Consider the following 15388-nt stretch of genomic DNA (forward strand, 5'->3'; position numbering starts at 1 on the left):
TGGTGCTCAATGTCATATCAGGTCTTGGCCAGAAAATATCGTCCTGCAAAATTTCAAGATTTTGTTGGGCAAGAACATATTGTTAAAACTTTAGTTAATTCTTTAAGAGAAGATCGACTTGGTCATGCGTATATTTTTTCTGGTACTCGTGGAATTGGTAAGACAACAATAGCAAGAATTTTTGCAAAAGCATTAAGATGTGAAGCTCGTGATGAAAACCAAAATCCATGTGGTGAATGTAATGCATGTCATGATTTTGATTCTGCAGCTTCGATGAATGTAATTGAAATTGATGGTGCATCTAATAATAGTGTTGATGATGTAAGAGAGTTAATTAGTAATATTTCTTATCTTCCTTCTAGTGGAAAATATAAAGTTTATATTATTGATGAAGTTCACATGCTTTCTAATAGTGCTTTCAATGCACTTTTAAAAACATTAGAAGAACCACCAGAACATGCCATATTTTTAATGGCAACGACAGAGCCTGAAAAGTTACTTGGAACTGTTCTTTCAAGATGTCAGCGCTTTGATTTTGTTAATGCAACAGTTGAGGAATTAAAGTCTCACATTGTTAATATTGCAAAACTAGAAAATATTACTTTTGCTAATTCTGAGTTAATTGAAACACTTGCAAAATTAGGGAACGGATCTTTTAGAGATACTCTTTCTCTATTTGATCAAGTTTTAAGTTTCTCTTACGGCCAAGATATTAATGAAGATATTTTTGCTCAAGCCTTAGGGATAGCAAAACTTAGCTCAATTAAAACACTAATTGATTCAACTCTTTCTGGTAATGTAGAAGAGTTAACAAATATGTTTAGTGCATTGATCTCACAGAATATCTCACTTCAAAATATTGTGAAATCAATTCTTGAAAACCTTTTTTCAATCGTTATTGCTAAAGATTTCAATGATAGATCACGAGTTTTATCAAAAGTTGATGGTGAAATTTTTGATAAAACGACACGAGCAGAGCTTTACTGGGTTTATGAGACTCTTGCTAAAGATTTTACTTGGACGCTTGAATCAATCATCCCAACAGATGCAACTCTGCTTGCGATGAGAAAAGTAGCATTAAGACATCAAATTATTGCAGATACCCAAGTGGAGGATACTGCGGGAAAGCCTAAGGCCCAAGTTGTGGCCCAAGCTGATGAAGTAAATACTAGTGAAATTCAAACACAGCCACAACCACAACCAGAAAAAATTGAAGTTATAGAATCTGAGGCTGAAATAATAGTTGAAGAGCCTAAAGTTGAAGAAGTTACAAAACCTCATAAGATTATTTTTGATGATCCTATAGAACCAGTAGAACAATCAACTGAAGAAGTCGTTGAAGCCGAAGAAATTAATGAAGTTTCGGCCGTTGAGGAAGTTGTTATTGAAGGACCAAGAACATGGGATGGATTTCTTGCTTACTTGGCAAAGACATCACCAGTAATGGGTGCCAACATGGAACAAGGTAACTTAATTGGCGATCTTGTTGTTCAGCTCGAAAAGGTATCACTTCTAATTGGTTATCCTATTGGCGCAAAAGTTTTTTACGATCATATGAATAATCAGGAAACACTTGAAAAGGTAAGAGAGCATCTTAGAAGTTACTTTCAAGTTCAGGATATCGATCTTTCTATTGAATTAGTTGAAAAGAAAAAAGCAGAAGAGACAGACTTTAAATCAAAGTTTGAAATTAATATAGAAAATGAAAATATTGAAAAGCAAAATCAAAGAAAGGAAATTGAAGGTGATGAAATGCTTCAATTAGCCAGTTCAATATTTAATTCTAAAATTGATAAAATTATCTTAAATGAAGATGAATAAAATCGGAGAATAAAATGGCAAAGGGAATGCAAGGCCTAATGAAACAGGCTCAACAAATGCAGCAAAAAATTAGTACACTTCAAAAAGAACTTGAAAAGCGTGAGCTTGAAGTATCTTCAGGTGGTGGAGCTATTAAAATTACAATTACTGGTAAGCAAGAAATTCAAGCTATCAAAATTGATCCTGAAGCAGTAGATCCGAATGATGTTGAAACTCTTGAAGATCTTGTTTTAACTGCTGTTAACCAGGCTATTAAAGAGTCTCAAGATATGGTTTCGAATGCAATGAGTAAGGTAACTGGCGGTCTAAACATTCCAGGACTTTTCTAAGGCTATAACTTAATGAAACTACCTGAAAGAATTAATAATCTTGTTGATTCATTTTCTAAAGTACCTGGTATCGGTGAGAAGAGTGCTCTAAGACATGTTCTCAGCCTGGCCAAGTGGACTAAAGAAGAGTTAGGCGACTTTGCAATCGCACTAAATGAATTAGCAGAATTAAAAAAATGTAATCAATGTGGCGTTTTTGCGGATGAAGATATCTGTGCAGTTTGTAGTGATATTCATCGTAAAGAATCAACAGAGATTTGTGTTGTTGAGTCTATTACAGATTATATGGCCATTGAAAGAAGCGGCCAATATCGCGGATTGTATCATGTTCTAGGTGGAGTTCTTAATCCTCTTCTTGGAGTTGGTCCAGCGGAACTGAATATTGATAAGCTTAAAAAACGTGTTGATGAGTTAAAAATCAAATCAGTGGTTCTTGCTATTGGTCCTTCTGTTGAAGGCGACGCTACTTGTAGCTACATAAAATCAGTACTTTCAGACGAAGTTAATGTTGATAGAATTGGCTTCGGGATTCCTATGGGAGGGAATCTCGACTACTTAGATACAATGACTATATCTAAGGCATTAGAAAATAAAACCAAAATGTAAGGAAGGTTTATGGATAACATTGAAGTCGTTATTCAAGAGTTTTTTAGAGAATATAGTGGACTAGATTCTCTTGTAAATAGTGGATTGATTGTCTGTCGACAAGATGGAATACCACTTTATTCATTTAAAAGCGTTGAAACTGATTTCGATAGTGATACTGCTGGTGCACTAATTGCTGGTGTATGGCAGGCAAGTTCAGTTCTTTCTCAATTTATCCCTGAAGAAACACAAGATGAATTTAGATTTAATTATGCGACTTCATCAAAAGGGATTTATATAACAAAGCTCTCAGGACTTTTCGATGACATTTATCTAAGCCTTATCTATTTTGATGTCGATAATCCGGCCAAATTAAAATCAAGAATTAGAAGTATTGAATCGAAGCTTCCAGAATTTATTGAAGCACACTTATCAGGGGATAGTGATCCAAATGAGGTTTTTCTATTTGATGATATTAGTGATAACGAAGTCGATGACCTCTTTGCAGGCGTTTTAGGATAACGGGGGCCAGATGTCTTTTGTAAATTACAATACGAAGGAAATTAATTGTAAGATCGTTTATTACGGGCCAGGTCTTGGCGGTAAGACAACGAATATCCAATACATATATCAGAAAACTGCTGGTGGAAATAAAGGTGAGATGGTTTCTCTCGATTCTGAAAATGAGAGAACAATCTTCTTTGATTTCCTACCACTTGATCTAGGTGAGATAAGAGGATTTAAAACTCGCTTTCACTTATATACAGTTCCTGGTCAAGTTTTCTATGAATCTTCACGTAAGTTAATTCTTCGTGGTGTTGATGGTGTGATCTTTGTAGCAGATTCTCAACTAGAGAGAATGGAAGCTAATATTGAATCATTAAAAAGTCTTGAAGCGAATCTAACTGAACAGGGTTACGATATTGATCAAATTCCAATTGTTTTTCAATGGAATAAGAGAGATCTACCAAACGTAACACCAGTAGAAGATATGAATCAAACACTCAATGCCGATGAAAGGCCAGCATTTGATGCTGTTGCAGTTAAGGGTGTGGGTGTCTTTGAAACCCTAAAAGTAATGTCAAAATTAGTACTAATGAATTTAAAGGGCGGCTTAAAAGAGTAGCCCTTTATATTTTAAAAAGTGAATATGAGCTTCGATTAGTGCCTCTTGGCAGTAGAAAGATGATCTTCTCCCAATGAGGTGGTGGCCATCAAGGATACCTAGCTTAATTCCTCGTTCAAAGTAGTAGGGAAATAAAGAGCTTTCCGTATCAACAACTCCGTCATTGTCATTTTTACTTCTAATGAACATTTTCATTAACATCATCCATAGATGACTCTCGTACCACTTTGAAGAAAATCCAATCGATGTATAAAATAAATTTGGATTTAGTTTTTCGTGATTATTTCTCATCCATGGCCTTCGAAAAGTTGAAGAGAGAGATTTTTGCATTTCTTTTGCTAAAATATCTTTTTTACCATCAATGAGTTGATAGAGTTTTGAATCAGAGAAATTATGAATAAGATTCAGCGTTTTAATAAATTTCTTATTAAATGAATTCGATCCCAAGATAGGAGAAGCAATTGTAGAAAGTCCTATAATCGAGTCTTGTTCTTTACTATATTCTGTTAAGTAATGAAGAGAGTCTAGTCCACCTTTAGAAAATGCCACTAACCACAACTTTTCATCTGGATGTTCACTTACATATTGAGAGATTTGATCACGCAGTGACTTAGAGTTTTTTAAGCAATTATCAAAACCGTTAACTTCTGGAGTATAATACTTAATATTATAATTCATTTTCAGGTGCTGACATGCTCTCTCGAATGAAGGAGTAGAGAATAACTCATTGAATACTCCTGGAACTAGAACAATAGTAATATCCGTCTTTGGCTCGTCTAGGTTAGAAATATATGTCGGATGATACTTTGCATATTCTACTTCGTTGTAGATTATTTTAAAGATTTCTTCATCTGTAAGTTCTATTGGTTTACGTGCCTTTAAATCGTTGAAGAAACGATAATTGACCTTATCAAAATCAAATTTATTATCAAAGCTTTTGAAGTTAGTCAGTGAATGAATATAACGAGCAGTTGAAAAGCTAATCCAAGCACTTGAGGTAACAAGATTTCGCATAAGCTTAAGTGCTTCATTAGGTGAGAGATTATTCTTAACTAAATTAAATCTTTCAAGTAGATCTGATTTAGTTAATTCTTTTGCAGAGTTTAAGAAGCTTTTAGAATAATTTTTTCTAGCGTTATATGCGTTAACACGATTCTTAAAATCTAAAACTTTTGATTCAATATATTTATTTAAAATTAAATCAGTATCTCTCATAGTTCTTTTAAATTCCTTGCGCTAGATGTAAAATTTTGGCATTGGTAGTGTATACAAGTCAAATAAATGAAAGATAATAAAAGTTTGTTCACTTTTTTTTCGTGTAAATTGTAACTGCTAACTAGTTGTAAAATAAGGTTATTTAATGGTTGATGAATATAAAGAGCACTATTCGGTCTTAAAAAAAGAATGTCTCGACTATCTTTATTTAGATAGTGAAGAACATGATCAATTACTTTTTGCTGATTGCACATTTGGGGCCGGAGGCCACTCACTAGCAATTGTAAAAAGAGATACTAAGGCCAAGTTAATTTCTTTCGACCAAGATCCTGATGCGTTAAAAAATGGACGTGAATTAATTAAGAAAAACGGTGTTGAGGACAGACTCTTCTTACACGATTCAAACTTTTGTCATTTTGAAAATATTGTCATGGGCAACCATGCTGATCTCGTAAAAGAAAATGGCGGACTCAATGGTGTCCTTCTTGATTTAGGTGTTTCTTCTCACCATTTTGATGAAGGCTCACGTGGTTTTTCTTTTCGTGTTGATGCGCCGCTTGATATGCGAATGGATTACGATAATGACAGTATTCAAACCGCTAAAGATATTATCAATCGATACTCTGCCCAAGACTTAGCAAATCTTTTTAGAGATTATGGTGAGGAAAAATACGCTTGGAGAATCGCTGAACGAATTGTCCTTGAAAGGGACAAGAATGGCCCGATTAATACAACATTTCAGTTAGCAGAATTGATTAAAGATTGTTATCCGAAGAAATTACAATTTGGTCGTATCCATCCAGCAACAAAATGTTTTCAAGCGTTAAGAATCGAAGTTAATCGCGAGCTTGATGTAATAACCGATGTAATTAATCAGGTGCTACCATTATTAAAGATTGGTGGTAGAATATTAATTATAAGTTTTCATTCATTAGAAGATAGAATAGTGAAGAAACTTTTTAAAGATTATGAAAAAAATGGACTTGGAGAAATGCTTTTCGAAAATGAAGTTAAAAAGCCAATTATCCCAAGTGATGAAGAGATTGCTGAAAACTCTCGATCAAGAAGTGCTAAGCTTAGAATTCTTAAAAGAGTCGTGAGTAAGAAATCGAAGAATAAATACGAAAAGTTTTCAAAGATTGAAAATGAGTAACAATAGGAGATTGTTAAATGGCCTCAAGGATGAGTCGAACAAAATCTAAGAGTGATGGTATTGGATCAAAGCTAAAAGGAATAGTTTTAAGTTCACAAGGTTTACCAATTGTTCTTAGTTTAGTTGTGATTACAGTTTTATTTGTTCTTTTTAGAATGAAAGGGATAGAGCTGAACTATGAAATCGCAACAGTTAAAAAAGAAGTAGAGAGAATTAAAGTTGAGGGCAAAGAGTTGAAAGCTAAAAAAGCTAGACTTCTATCTGTATCGAATTTAAGAAAGATGGCCCGTAACTATAACTTAGCACAGCCGAAGCAGCATCAAATTATTGTTGTTCCAGCTAAGAAGTAATTATAGTGAGTGATAATAATTTAAAGAACAGATTAAAAGTTATATACGTAATTTTCACAATTGCATTTGTTGCTATACTTGTGAAAGCATTTCGTATTCAAGTAGTCGATCGCGGACATTTATTATCACAATCTAAGAAGCAGTTCTTTAGAGAGAGAAAAGTCTTTCCTAGACGTGGCCATATTTATGATCGTAATGGAAATCCTCTTGCTATCAATATTAGAACATATTCTATCTTCACAATTCCTAAGAATATTTCAGATAAGAAAGTTTATGAAAAATTGAAGGCCATTCTACCTGAAATGGAATTAGAGGGCATAGCTGAGAAAGCTCTTGAGAGAAATCGTTTTACTTGGATTACCAGAAAATCTAAGTTAACAGAAGAGCAGGTTGCCGCGATTAAAAAACTTAAGGGTATTTATATTGAAGAGATACCAAAGAGGATTTATCCAAACCATGAGTTAGCTGCTCAAACACTAGGTTTTGTTGGATTAGACAATAATGGGCTTGCTGGTATTGAGCACCGATTTGATAAAGAACTTAGAGGTGAGCCACAAATTATTAAATACTTTAAGGATAATAAAGGTCGTCCAGTAAGATATGTAAGTCAAAATATCCCAACGGAAAGAGCAAACGATGTTTATCTTTCGATCGATAAAGAAGTTCAAGCGGTTGCTGAAAAGGCCATTAAAGAAGCCGTAGAGAATGTTGATGCGAAACGTGGTGGTGTTGGTGTAATGGATGCCGAAACAGGTGAAATCATTGCAATGGCCAATTATCCTACATTTGATCCTAATGATGTTGGTGACTCAAAAAGTAGTGATCGTAAATTGGCGTTTATTAGTGATCCGTTTGAACCTGGTTCAACACTTAAAGTTCTAACATTAGCTTCTGCCTTAGAAAATAAGGTTGTTCGTCCCGATACTAATTACTACTGCGAACAAGGCCGTTTAAAAGTTGAAGATCATATTATTAAAGAAGCTGAATCAAGAAAGAAATTTGAATGGCTTTCTGTCGAAGAAATTCTTATGTATTCATCTAATATTGGAACAACTAAAATTGCCTTTGATTTAACATTTCCAAAATTAAAGAAAACTCTAAATGAATTCAAAATAGGTGAGAAGACAGGAATTGAACTTCCTGCTGAGTCACGTGGAATTTTTACAGACGATAAAAATGTATCGCCTCTGTCATTAAGTAATATCAGTTTCGGACAAGGCGTTGCTACAACTGGAATTCAAATGCTTGCAGCCTTTGCAGCAATTTCAAATGACGGTGTTTATGTTCAACCTACAATTTTAAAAGTTGATGACCCGAAGAAAGTTAAGTCAAAAAGAGTTCTACCACCAGAGATTGCAAAATCTATAACAGATATGATGGTAAATACTGTTGAGAGAGGAACTGCGAGAAAAGGAAGAATTCCTTATTTTAAAATTGCTGCAAAAACGTCAACAGCACAAAGAGCTGATAATAACGGCCGTTATACTGGTTATATTCCTGGTTTTCTAGGCTTTCCAGTAGGAGTTAAGAAGAAGTTTGTCGTTTACTCATATGTTGATAAACCAGCGCGTGGTAAATCATATTATGGAAACTCTGTCGCAGGACCGGTCTTTAGAAAAGTAACTGAATACCTACTTTACAAAAATAAAGAATTTGAAGGTCTAGCTGAGAATGAAGCTTATAAGAACGATATTGCATTCGACTCTGTAAAGAGGGTTCAATCAGCTAAGCGCTATACTGGACGTGGCACAGTTCCAAATTTTGTGGGCCTTGATAAAAAGTCTGCAATGGCACTGGCGCAAAAGTTAGAAATCGACTTAAGTCATATCGGAGTTGGTGTTGTTAAGGAACAAACACCTGAAGCCGGAAGTACTCGCGATGGAGAAGTCATTGTAAAGCTTAAGTACGCACCACCAACATATGAATAAATTAATCTCAAAATATAAAATTATATTAAAAGGTCTAAGCGACTTAACTGCCAATCTTGATCAAGCAAAACCTTGTGATATTGCTTTTTATCGTATTCATGACAATGAAAAGGCTATGGCCCTTTTTCGTGAGCGTTATCAAAAAGGAAGTGCAGGACTTGTTATAACAAATAGAGAAGTCTCAGATATTACAACTCTCGTAGTAGATGATAATGATTTTTATAAATTACAAGAAGAGCTTGTAGAAGAGCTATATCCTATAAATCGTGAAGTGAAGTTAATTGGTATTACTGGGACGAATGGAAAATCTTCGGTTGCTCATTTGTGTCAGTTAATTTTGAATGCAAATAATTTAGATGCTTGTTGTATTGGTACTGTAGGTGTCGTTAAAAATGAAAGTGAAATCATGGAGAGCTTATCAGCTACTACACCTTCTTTCATTGACCTACGAAGAATAATTTTCAAGTTAAAAAATATTACTTACTTTTGTTTAGAAGTTAGTTCTCACGCATTAGAGCAAGAGCGTGTTAAGAAAATGAAGTTTGATTCGATAGGTTGGACTAATTTTACTCAAGATCACCTCGACTATCATGGAACAATGGAATCTTACTTTAATGCCAAAGCAAAACTTGCTAAGTATTGTGATACAAACTTTATCATACCGCGCTCACAAAAAAATGAATTCCAAGATAAGTTAGATTTTGATTTAGCCCCAGAGACTAAGAATTTATATGGAGAGGAATTTAACCTCAGCTATAACATAGATAACTTAGAGCTTGCCTTTGCTCTATGTGAAAGAGCTTGCGGTATTAAGTTAAATAAAAATATAAAGCTATCTTTACCAAAAGGAAGATTTAATCTTTTTAGAAAAGGCGATAGTGTATTTATTGTCGATTACGCACATACTCCAGATGCTATTGTAAATATTTGTCGTGAAACAAAAAAGCATTTTGCCTCTTATGACATTATTACTCTTTTTGGTTGTGGTGGCGATCGCGATCGTACAAAACGTCCAAAGATGCTTGCAGCAGCACTTGAGTTTAGTGACAAGGTTGTCGTTACAAGTGATAACCCAAGAACTGAAGAACCTGCAGATATTATTAATGATATTCTTGAGGGCAATAAAAGCGAAGTCGATGTTGTTGTTGATCGAAAAGAAGCAATTCATAAATATGTAAGAGAATATAAACGTCCTACTGCAGTGATTATTGCAGGTAAGGGACATGAAGAGTATCAGGACATTAAAGGTGTAAAACACCACTTTAGTGATATAGAAGAAGTAAAGAGTGCATTAGGTGAATTATGATAATTTCAGATTTTAATAAAATCACTGGTCTAGTGAAAAAGATTGGTAAGGATTTAGATAGTGAAATTCTTCTATCAACTGACTCGCGTATGCCTAATGGAAAAAATACATTTGTAGCTCTAAAAGGTGAGCGCTTTGATGCATATGATTTTATAGAGGATGCTATTAAAAATGGCGCGAAATCGATTGTTCTAACTTATTCGCTTGAGAGAGAAGAACAAATTAAAACTCTTTCAAATAAATACACTGAGACATGTTTCTTTCTTGTTAATGACAGCCTTTCATTTCTCCAAGAAGCTGCAAAATATAGAATTACTGAATGGAAGTGTAATGGAGGTTTTGTTTTTGGACTAACTGGTTCAAATGGAAAGACAACGACAAAGGAATTATTGTTTTCCTTAGCAAAATCTATTCTTCATGATGCAGTTATTTGTACTCAGGGAAATTTAAATAATCATATAGGAGTGCCACTCACAATATTCTCAATTAAAGATGATCACAAATTTGCGATTGTTGAGATGGGAACAAATCATTTTGGTGAGATTGAAGTTCTTTGTGAAATAGCTCAACCTGATTATGGTTATATAACAAATGTTGGCCATGCCCACACAGAATTCCTTATTGATCTTGATGGAGTGTTAAAAGAGAAGTCTGCTCTTTATCGTTGGGTAAAAGATCATGGGAAGAAATTCTTCTTAAATATGGAAGATGAAAAGCTAGCAACACTTGCGATTACTGATAAGATTATTCCTGTTTCTTCAGATAATGTATGTGAGTTTGAAAGTGAGTTTATTAAGGAATCATACAATCGCTGGAATGTTCAAGCTGCCTGTTTTATTTTAGAGAATATTTTTTCATTAAGTTTATTTCATGAACTTAAAAAACTGAGGCTGCCAGAAAATAAAAGAGCGCAGTGGATTAATGTTAATGATTCAAAAATATATTTAGATGCATACAATGCAAATCCAACTTCTATGAAGTTAGCGATCACAGAGTTTGCAAAACAAGTTCCATCTCAAAAAAATGTTATCTTTGTAATTGGTGACATGAATGAGTTGGGGGATAAGACCCAAGAGCATCATGAAGAAATAGCAGAGCTCTTAAATGATTTAAAGATTAAGGATGCTATCTTTATTGGACGATTTTCAGAATTTTATGCAAATAAATATAGCGGCGAGTCTAAAACGTTTAAAAATCTTGATGATTTCATCCCAAATTGGCCATCAGTATTAAATTCGTACGATTATATTTTTTTAAAAGCTTCTCGTTCTTTACAACTAGAGAGGCTAATAGATATAACTATGTAATATAATTTAAAAACCAGGTGATTACATGCTGTATCATTTCCTCTATCCCTTAAGGGATGAATTCTTCGCATTTAATATTTTTAAATACATCACATTTAGAACAGTTGTGGCCTTCTTGCTCGCGACAGTTATCTCAGTTATTTGGGGTAAGTACTTTATCGGCTTCATGCAACGAAAGCAGTTTGGACAAGTGATTCGTGATGATGGACCAGAGTCTCACTTAAAAAAGGCCGGAACTCCAACAATGGGTGGTGTTTTTATCTTGGGTACGATTCTGTTGACTCTGTTAATAACTGGTAATTTTAATTCTCTTCCAGTTCTTATCACTTGTGGTGTTACAGCATCATATTTCGTTCTTGGCTTTATTGATGATTACGCAAAGATCTCTAAAGGAAATACAAAAGGTGTTTCGGCCAGAGGTAAGCTTATATGGCAATTTGCAACAGCGCTTATTGCAGTATTTGCAATGGTCCATTTTAATGTCATTGATACACAACTATTCGTTCCTTTTGTTAAGGGGCCAGTTTTTAATTTGATGAGTTTCTTTGTCATCTTTGGTGCCATCGTTATTGTCGGCTCGAGTAACGCCGTAAATTTAACGGATGGTCTAGATGGTTTGGCCATCGGCCCAATTATCACATCTGCAGCAACTCTTGGCTTTATTGCTTATGCAACAGGTCACAGAGAGATCGCATCATACCTTTTTGTGCCGTACGTTGAAAATGTTGGTGAATTAGCTGTCATTGGTGCTGCAATCGTCGGTGCAGGCGTTGGATTTTTATGGTATAACACATACCCAGCTCAGATTTTTATGGGTGACGTGGGGTCCCTTGCCTTAGGTGGTACACTAGGGACAATGGCCGTACTGACAAGAAGTGAATTACTTTTTGTTATTATTGGTGGTGTTTTTGTTGCCGAAGCAGTTTCGGTAATTTTACAGGTTGCTTCTTATAAAACTCGCAAGAAGAGAATTTTTAAGATGGCGCCGATACATCATCACTTTGAGCTGCTCGGTTGGGCCGAGCCAAAAGTAATTGTTAGATTTTGGATTATAAGTATATTTTTAGCGATTCTAGCAATCGCAACTTTGAAGATGAGGTAATTAATGGATAGATTTAGAAACAAGAATATTCTAATCGTAGGTATTGGAAAAACTGGTTTCAGACTCATAAACTTCTTTAATCGTCTTGAATGTAATATTCGAGTAACAGATATTAAACCTATCTTCGATCTCAATAAAGCAGTTAAGAAACTTCGTAAGATTAAGCCAGCAGTTGAAATGACTTTTGGTGAACACCTTGACGATGACTTTATTAATGCAGACGTTGTTGTGTACTCTGGATCGGTTGATCCGAATATGCCACAACTAGAGCTTGCAAGACGTGAAGGTAAAGAGGTTTACTCAGAATTCGCTCTTGGTAATAAGCTTTGTCGTAAGCCAATCATCGCTGTTTGTGGATCTCATGGTCGTACAACTGTAGCACACATGATTGGATTTACTCTAAGACAAGATGGAAAGAATGTATTCGTTGGTGGAACAAGTGAAAGTCCATTCATTGAGTATTCAATGCTTCCAAACAAAGATGAAATCGATTACGTAGTTGTTGAAGTTTCAGCAGTACAAATGAGACGTCTAACAGACTTCCACCCTAAGATGGTTGTCTTTACTGATATCGCAGATACTTACCCACAAGGACAATTCACGTCGATGGGTGAGTACATGGAAACAAAACTAAGTATCATTAAGACTTTATCTCCTGATGACACTTTAATTGTTAACTTCGATAAGCTTGCAAATAATAGCTTCTTTAGAAATGCAAATTGCCAAACTTATTGGTACTCGAGAAGGTCATTCGTTAAGCTTGGTGTAATGGAAGAGATTCAAGGAACGCACTTCCACGATCGTCGTATCCATTCAAATATCAATTACCACTCAGAATTTGTTGTTAAGAAAATGAGAATCATTGGTCAAAACAACCGTGAAAACTTACTAGCTGCTATCACTGCATGTAAGGCACTAGACCTTTCTGATGAAGCAATTCAAACATGTGTAACAAAATTCCCAGGAATTCCACACAGAATTGAATTCTTAATGGAAAAGAACGGTGTATCTTTCTATAACGATTCAAAAGCTACTGATATGAGAACACTAGTTGAGACAACTAAGGCGTTTAAAACTCCTGTTATCTTAATTGCTGGTGGGAAAGACATTGAAGAACTTGAGTATGAAGCATTCACTGATGAGCTAATCCAAACGACAAGAATCATTGTTCTAGTTGGTGAGGCAAAAGAAAGAATGAACCGTGCTCTTGGTGAGCACCCACAAACTTTCATTGTTGGATCTTTTGAAGAGTCTGTTCTATTTGCTTATCAAAAGTCGAGAACTGGTGACACGATTATTCTTTCACCAGGTAACCCTGCAACGGATTTCTTTAGAGATTACGAAGAGCGTGGGAACTACTTCAAAAAACTTGTTTATCAATTGTAATTTTTTGAAATAATAATTATAGAAATGCCTGCTTTATGCAGGCATTTTTTTTATGCCTAATACAGAACAAGTTTTAAGTCATATGATCTCGTCATGAAGGTTCTGTTATTTTTTATTTTTGTTTCTATTTTTTCTACTCAAATCAAAGCTAATCCAGATTATGTAAAAGTCTGTAAAAATCTAGTTGATAAGCGCTTAACAAAGTACAACCAATTTCGTTTTAAAAAACAATGCTCGCAAATTACAACAAAGTATCAGTACCAATGCTTAACAGATATTTTAGATAATCGAAGGGCCTTAAGCCTAGTTGAGTTTAATGCTTGTACATATGTGAAGAGCGCAGAGACTTATGCAAGTATTCGTGAAGTGGCCAAGTATTACCACAGTAGTGTGAATAGTTTTCACGTAACAGTAGCGGCATTAGTTAAAAATAAAAAAGAAAGAGAGTGTGTTTTAAGTATCATTCAAAGGGAAGGTCTGGATCCATTCAACGCATATACTTGTTTTGATGAGCGTGGATTTGATCCAATAAGACAATTTGCTCAGATGTACATCAAGTAATCCAACGCACAGCTTCTTATATTTATACTGCATCGAATTCAAAATTCATATATTATGAATATATGAACACTCTTGAAAACACGGATCGTTTTGGAAAACTCTTTTTAATTATCACATCAATTATCGTTGGTGTTGGTATTGTCATGGTTTACTCCTCATCTTATATGTTTTCAAAAGAAGTTTACGGTACAAGTCTTCACTTCTTTTCAAGACAAATACTTTTTGCACTAGTAGGCGTAGCAATGGCCTATGTTGTCGCAAAGACGAAGTATCAATTTTGGATTAAGTTTTCATTTCACTTAAATCTTGTGGTCGCTTTTCTATTAGTTCTAACTTTTATTCCTGGATTAGGGGTTGTTGCAAAAGGTGCCAACCGATGGATCAACTTAGGATTTGGATCTCTTCAGCCTGGAGAGCTTGCAAAGTACACAATCCTTATGATGTCTCTTTTCTTTTTTGAAAATTATGAAAAGCTAAATTTAAAGAATCGACTAAAGTACGTTGCAAATATAGGCTTAGTCTTATTACTACTTCTTTTACAACCAGATTTTGGTACATTTTTTATTTGTGCTTTAGGAATGGGTTTTTCTTGTTTCATTTCAAACTTCAATAGAAAGTACTTTTATATCATGGGCGTAACAGGCACGATTCTCTCGGCGCTAATTCTCGTTGCTCAGCCTTATCGTGTTAAGCGTCTAATGGCATTTCTTGATCCTTGGGCCAATCCAAGAGGAAGTGGTTTTCAGGTAATTCAGTCATGGATTGGGTTTGCTAATGGTGGCTTTTTTGGAAAGGGTATTGGCAATAGTTTGGAAAAATTATTTTTTCTTCCAGAAGCACATAACGACTTTATTTTCTCAGTTATTGGTGAAGAATTTGGTTTCTTAGGGGTTCTAGGTTTTGTCGTACTTTTCATTGCCTTTACTCATATTGGTTTTAAGCTTGCCTTAACTTTAAAAGACGACATCGCTAAGAAAATGGTCATGTCCATTATTTTTATCATTGGTGTTCAAGCATGTTTAAATATGGGTGTGGTTTTAGGACTTCTTCCAACTAAAGGCTTAAACCTTCCTTTTGTTAGTTATGGAGGCTCATCTCTAATGAGTAATCTAATTGCAATCGGTGTAATCTTCTCTTGTGTGTCACGTCAACGATCGATATCAAATGAGAAGCCGTTTTTTTCTCAACAATAGCCAATATATGCGCTAAATTTAGAAGA

Annotated in this window: 15 protein-coding genes; 14 read left to right on the forward strand and 1 reads right to left on the reverse strand. The window is 34.8% G+C overall.

Annotated features, from left to right (window positions below; translation table 11 throughout):
• Positions 1-9 precede the first annotated feature (9 nt).
• The 5 genes from dnaX to ACMAYL_RS09605 are packed head-to-tail and all read left to right on the forward strand — an operon-like array spanning position 10 to position 3861.
• A complete protein-coding gene (gene dnaX, locus ACMAYL_RS09585; protein WP_103218534.1) occupies positions 10-1821 on the forward strand; it encodes a DNA polymerase III subunit gamma/tau in 1812 nt (603 codons plus the stop codon).
• 14 nt (positions 1822-1835) lie between these two features.
• Entirely contained in the window at positions 1836-2150 is a 315-nt protein-coding gene (locus ACMAYL_RS09590; RefSeq protein ID WP_103218533.1) for a YbaB/EbfC family nucleoid-associated protein, read from the forward strand.
• A gap of 12 nt (positions 2151-2162) precedes the next feature.
• The gene (recR, locus tag ACMAYL_RS09595; RefSeq protein WP_392993869.1) at positions 2163-2756 is read left to right on the forward strand and encodes a recombination mediator RecR; all 594 of its coding nucleotides are present in this window, start codon (positions 2163-2165) and stop codon (positions 2754-2756) included.
• Between the two features lie 9 nt (positions 2757-2765).
• Positions 2766-3257, forward strand: a complete 492-nt coding sequence (locus ACMAYL_RS09600) for a hypothetical protein (protein ID WP_103218531.1) — start codon at positions 2766-2768, stop codon at positions 3255-3257.
• Positions 3258-3267: 10 nt separating this feature from the next.
• The gene (locus ACMAYL_RS09605; RefSeq protein WP_103218530.1) at positions 3268-3861 is read left to right on the forward strand and encodes a GTP-binding protein; all 594 of its coding nucleotides are present in this window, start codon (positions 3268-3270) and stop codon (positions 3859-3861) included.
• On the opposite strand, the gene ACMAYL_RS09610 is transcribed toward ACMAYL_RS09605, so the two are convergent.
• Positions 3850-5076 carry an esterase/lipase family protein gene (locus tag ACMAYL_RS09610; RefSeq protein WP_103218529.1) on the reverse strand — a complete coding sequence of 409 codons (1227 nt, stop codon included), beginning with the start codon at positions 5074-5076 and terminating at the stop codon, positions 3850-3852. The two genes, ACMAYL_RS09605 and ACMAYL_RS09610, sit on opposite strands and share 12 nt — an antisense overlap.
• 145 nt (positions 5077-5221) lie before the next feature.
• Here ACMAYL_RS09610 and rsmH point away from each other — a divergent pair, with 145 nt between their 5' ends.
• From rsmH to ftsW, 9 genes are all read left to right on the forward strand, one after another.
• Positions 5222-6229 carry a 16S rRNA (cytosine(1402)-N(4))-methyltransferase RsmH gene (gene rsmH, locus ACMAYL_RS09615; RefSeq protein ID WP_412463536.1) on the forward strand — a complete coding sequence of 336 codons (1008 nt, stop codon included), beginning with the start codon at positions 5222-5224 and terminating at the stop codon, positions 6227-6229.
• 17 nt (positions 6230-6246) lie between these two features.
• Positions 6247-6579, forward strand: coding sequence for a hypothetical protein (locus tag ACMAYL_RS09620; RefSeq protein WP_103218527.1), 333 nt, complete (start codon positions 6247-6249; stop codon positions 6577-6579).
• 80 nt (positions 6580-6659) lie between these two features.
• Positions 6660-8507: a penicillin-binding transpeptidase domain-containing protein gene (locus ACMAYL_RS09625; protein WP_412471035.1), complete on the forward strand. Its 1848-nt coding sequence runs from the start codon at positions 6660-6662 to the stop codon at positions 8505-8507.
• Complete coding sequence (locus ACMAYL_RS09630) at positions 8500-9813, forward strand: Mur ligase family protein (RefSeq protein WP_412470452.1); 1314 nt, start codon at positions 8500-8502, stop codon at positions 9811-9813. Before ACMAYL_RS09625 ends, ACMAYL_RS09630 begins: the two co-directional genes overlap by 8 nt.
• The gene (locus ACMAYL_RS09635) at positions 9810-11120 is read left to right on the forward strand and encodes a UDP-N-acetylmuramoyl-tripeptide--D-alanyl-D-alanine ligase (protein ID WP_412470451.1); all 1311 of its coding nucleotides are present in this window, start codon (positions 9810-9812) and stop codon (positions 11118-11120) included. Before ACMAYL_RS09630 ends, ACMAYL_RS09635 begins: the two co-directional genes overlap by 4 nt.
• A 25-nt stretch (positions 11121-11145) precedes the next feature.
• On the forward strand, positions 11146-12222 hold the full coding sequence (mraY, locus tag ACMAYL_RS09640; RefSeq protein WP_103218523.1) for a phospho-N-acetylmuramoyl-pentapeptide-transferase: 1077 nt from the start codon (positions 11146-11148) through the stop codon (positions 12220-12222).
• A 3-nt stretch (positions 12223-12225) separates the two neighbouring features.
• Positions 12226-13608 carry a UDP-N-acetylmuramoyl-L-alanine--D-glutamate ligase gene (gene murD, locus ACMAYL_RS09645; RefSeq protein WP_103218522.1) on the forward strand — a complete coding sequence of 461 codons (1383 nt, stop codon included), beginning with the start codon at positions 12226-12228 and terminating at the stop codon, positions 13606-13608.
• 93 nt (positions 13609-13701) lie between these two features.
• Positions 13702-14169, forward strand: a complete 468-nt coding sequence (locus ACMAYL_RS09650; RefSeq protein WP_412470450.1) for a hypothetical protein — start codon at positions 13702-13704, stop codon at positions 14167-14169.
• Between the two features lie 62 nt (positions 14170-14231).
• Positions 14232-15362 (forward strand): putative lipid II flippase FtsW, encoded by a 1131-nt coding sequence (gene ftsW, locus ACMAYL_RS09655; protein WP_103218520.1) that lies wholly within the window; start codon positions 14232-14234, stop codon positions 15360-15362.
• Positions 15363-15388 lie beyond the last annotated feature (26 nt).

Source organism: Halobacteriovorax sp. RT-2-4, assembly GCF_047085445.1.
Classification (GTDB): domain Bacteria; phylum Bdellovibrionota; class Bacteriovoracia; order Bacteriovoracales; family Bacteriovoracaceae; genus Halobacteriovorax_A.

Excerpts from the sequence above, each read along its gene's own strand:
- ACMAYL_RS09620 (WP_103218527.1), top strand. The coding sequence starts at position 6,247 with ATGGCCTCAAGGATGAGTCGAACAAAATCTAAGAGTGATGGTATTGGA.
- recR (WP_392993869.1), top strand. The coding sequence starts at position 2,163 with ATGAAACTACCTGAAAGAATTAATAATCTTGTTGATTCATTTTCTAAA.
- ACMAYL_RS09605 (WP_103218530.1), top strand. The coding sequence starts at position 3,268 with ATGTCTTTTGTAAATTACAATACGAAGGAAATTAATTGTAAGATCGTT.
- ACMAYL_RS09635 (WP_412470451.1), top strand. The coding sequence starts at position 9,810 with ATGATAATTTCAGATTTTAATAAAATCACTGGTCTAGTGAAAAAGATT.
- ACMAYL_RS09600 (WP_103218531.1), top strand. The coding sequence starts at position 2,766 with ATGGATAACATTGAAGTCGTTATTCAAGAGTTTTTTAGAGAATATAGT.
- ACMAYL_RS09630 (WP_412470452.1), top strand. The coding sequence starts at position 8,500 with ATGAATAAATTAATCTCAAAATATAAAATTATATTAAAAGGTCTAAGC.
- rsmH (WP_412463536.1), top strand. The coding sequence starts at position 5,222 with ATGGTTGATGAATATAAAGAGCACTATTCGGTCTTAAAAAAAGAATGT.
- ACMAYL_RS09590 (WP_103218533.1), top strand. The coding sequence starts at position 1,836 with ATGGCAAAGGGAATGCAAGGCCTAATGAAACAGGCTCAACAAATGCAG.
- dnaX (WP_103218534.1), top strand. The coding sequence starts at position 10 with ATGTCATATCAGGTCTTGGCCAGAAAATATCGTCCTGCAAAATTTCAA.
- ACMAYL_RS09650 (WP_412470450.1), top strand. The coding sequence starts at position 13,702 with ATGAAGGTTCTGTTATTTTTTATTTTTGTTTCTATTTTTTCTACTCAA.
- ACMAYL_RS09610 (WP_103218529.1), bottom strand. The coding sequence starts at position 5,076 with ATGAGAGATACTGATTTAATTTTAAATAAATATATTGAATCAAAAGTT.
- mraY (WP_103218523.1), top strand. The coding sequence starts at position 11,146 with ATGCTGTATCATTTCCTCTATCCCTTAAGGGATGAATTCTTCGCATTT.
- murD (WP_103218522.1), top strand. The coding sequence starts at position 12,226 with ATGGATAGATTTAGAAACAAGAATATTCTAATCGTAGGTATTGGAAAA.
- ftsW (WP_103218520.1), top strand. The coding sequence starts at position 14,232 with ATGAACACTCTTGAAAACACGGATCGTTTTGGAAAACTCTTTTTAATT.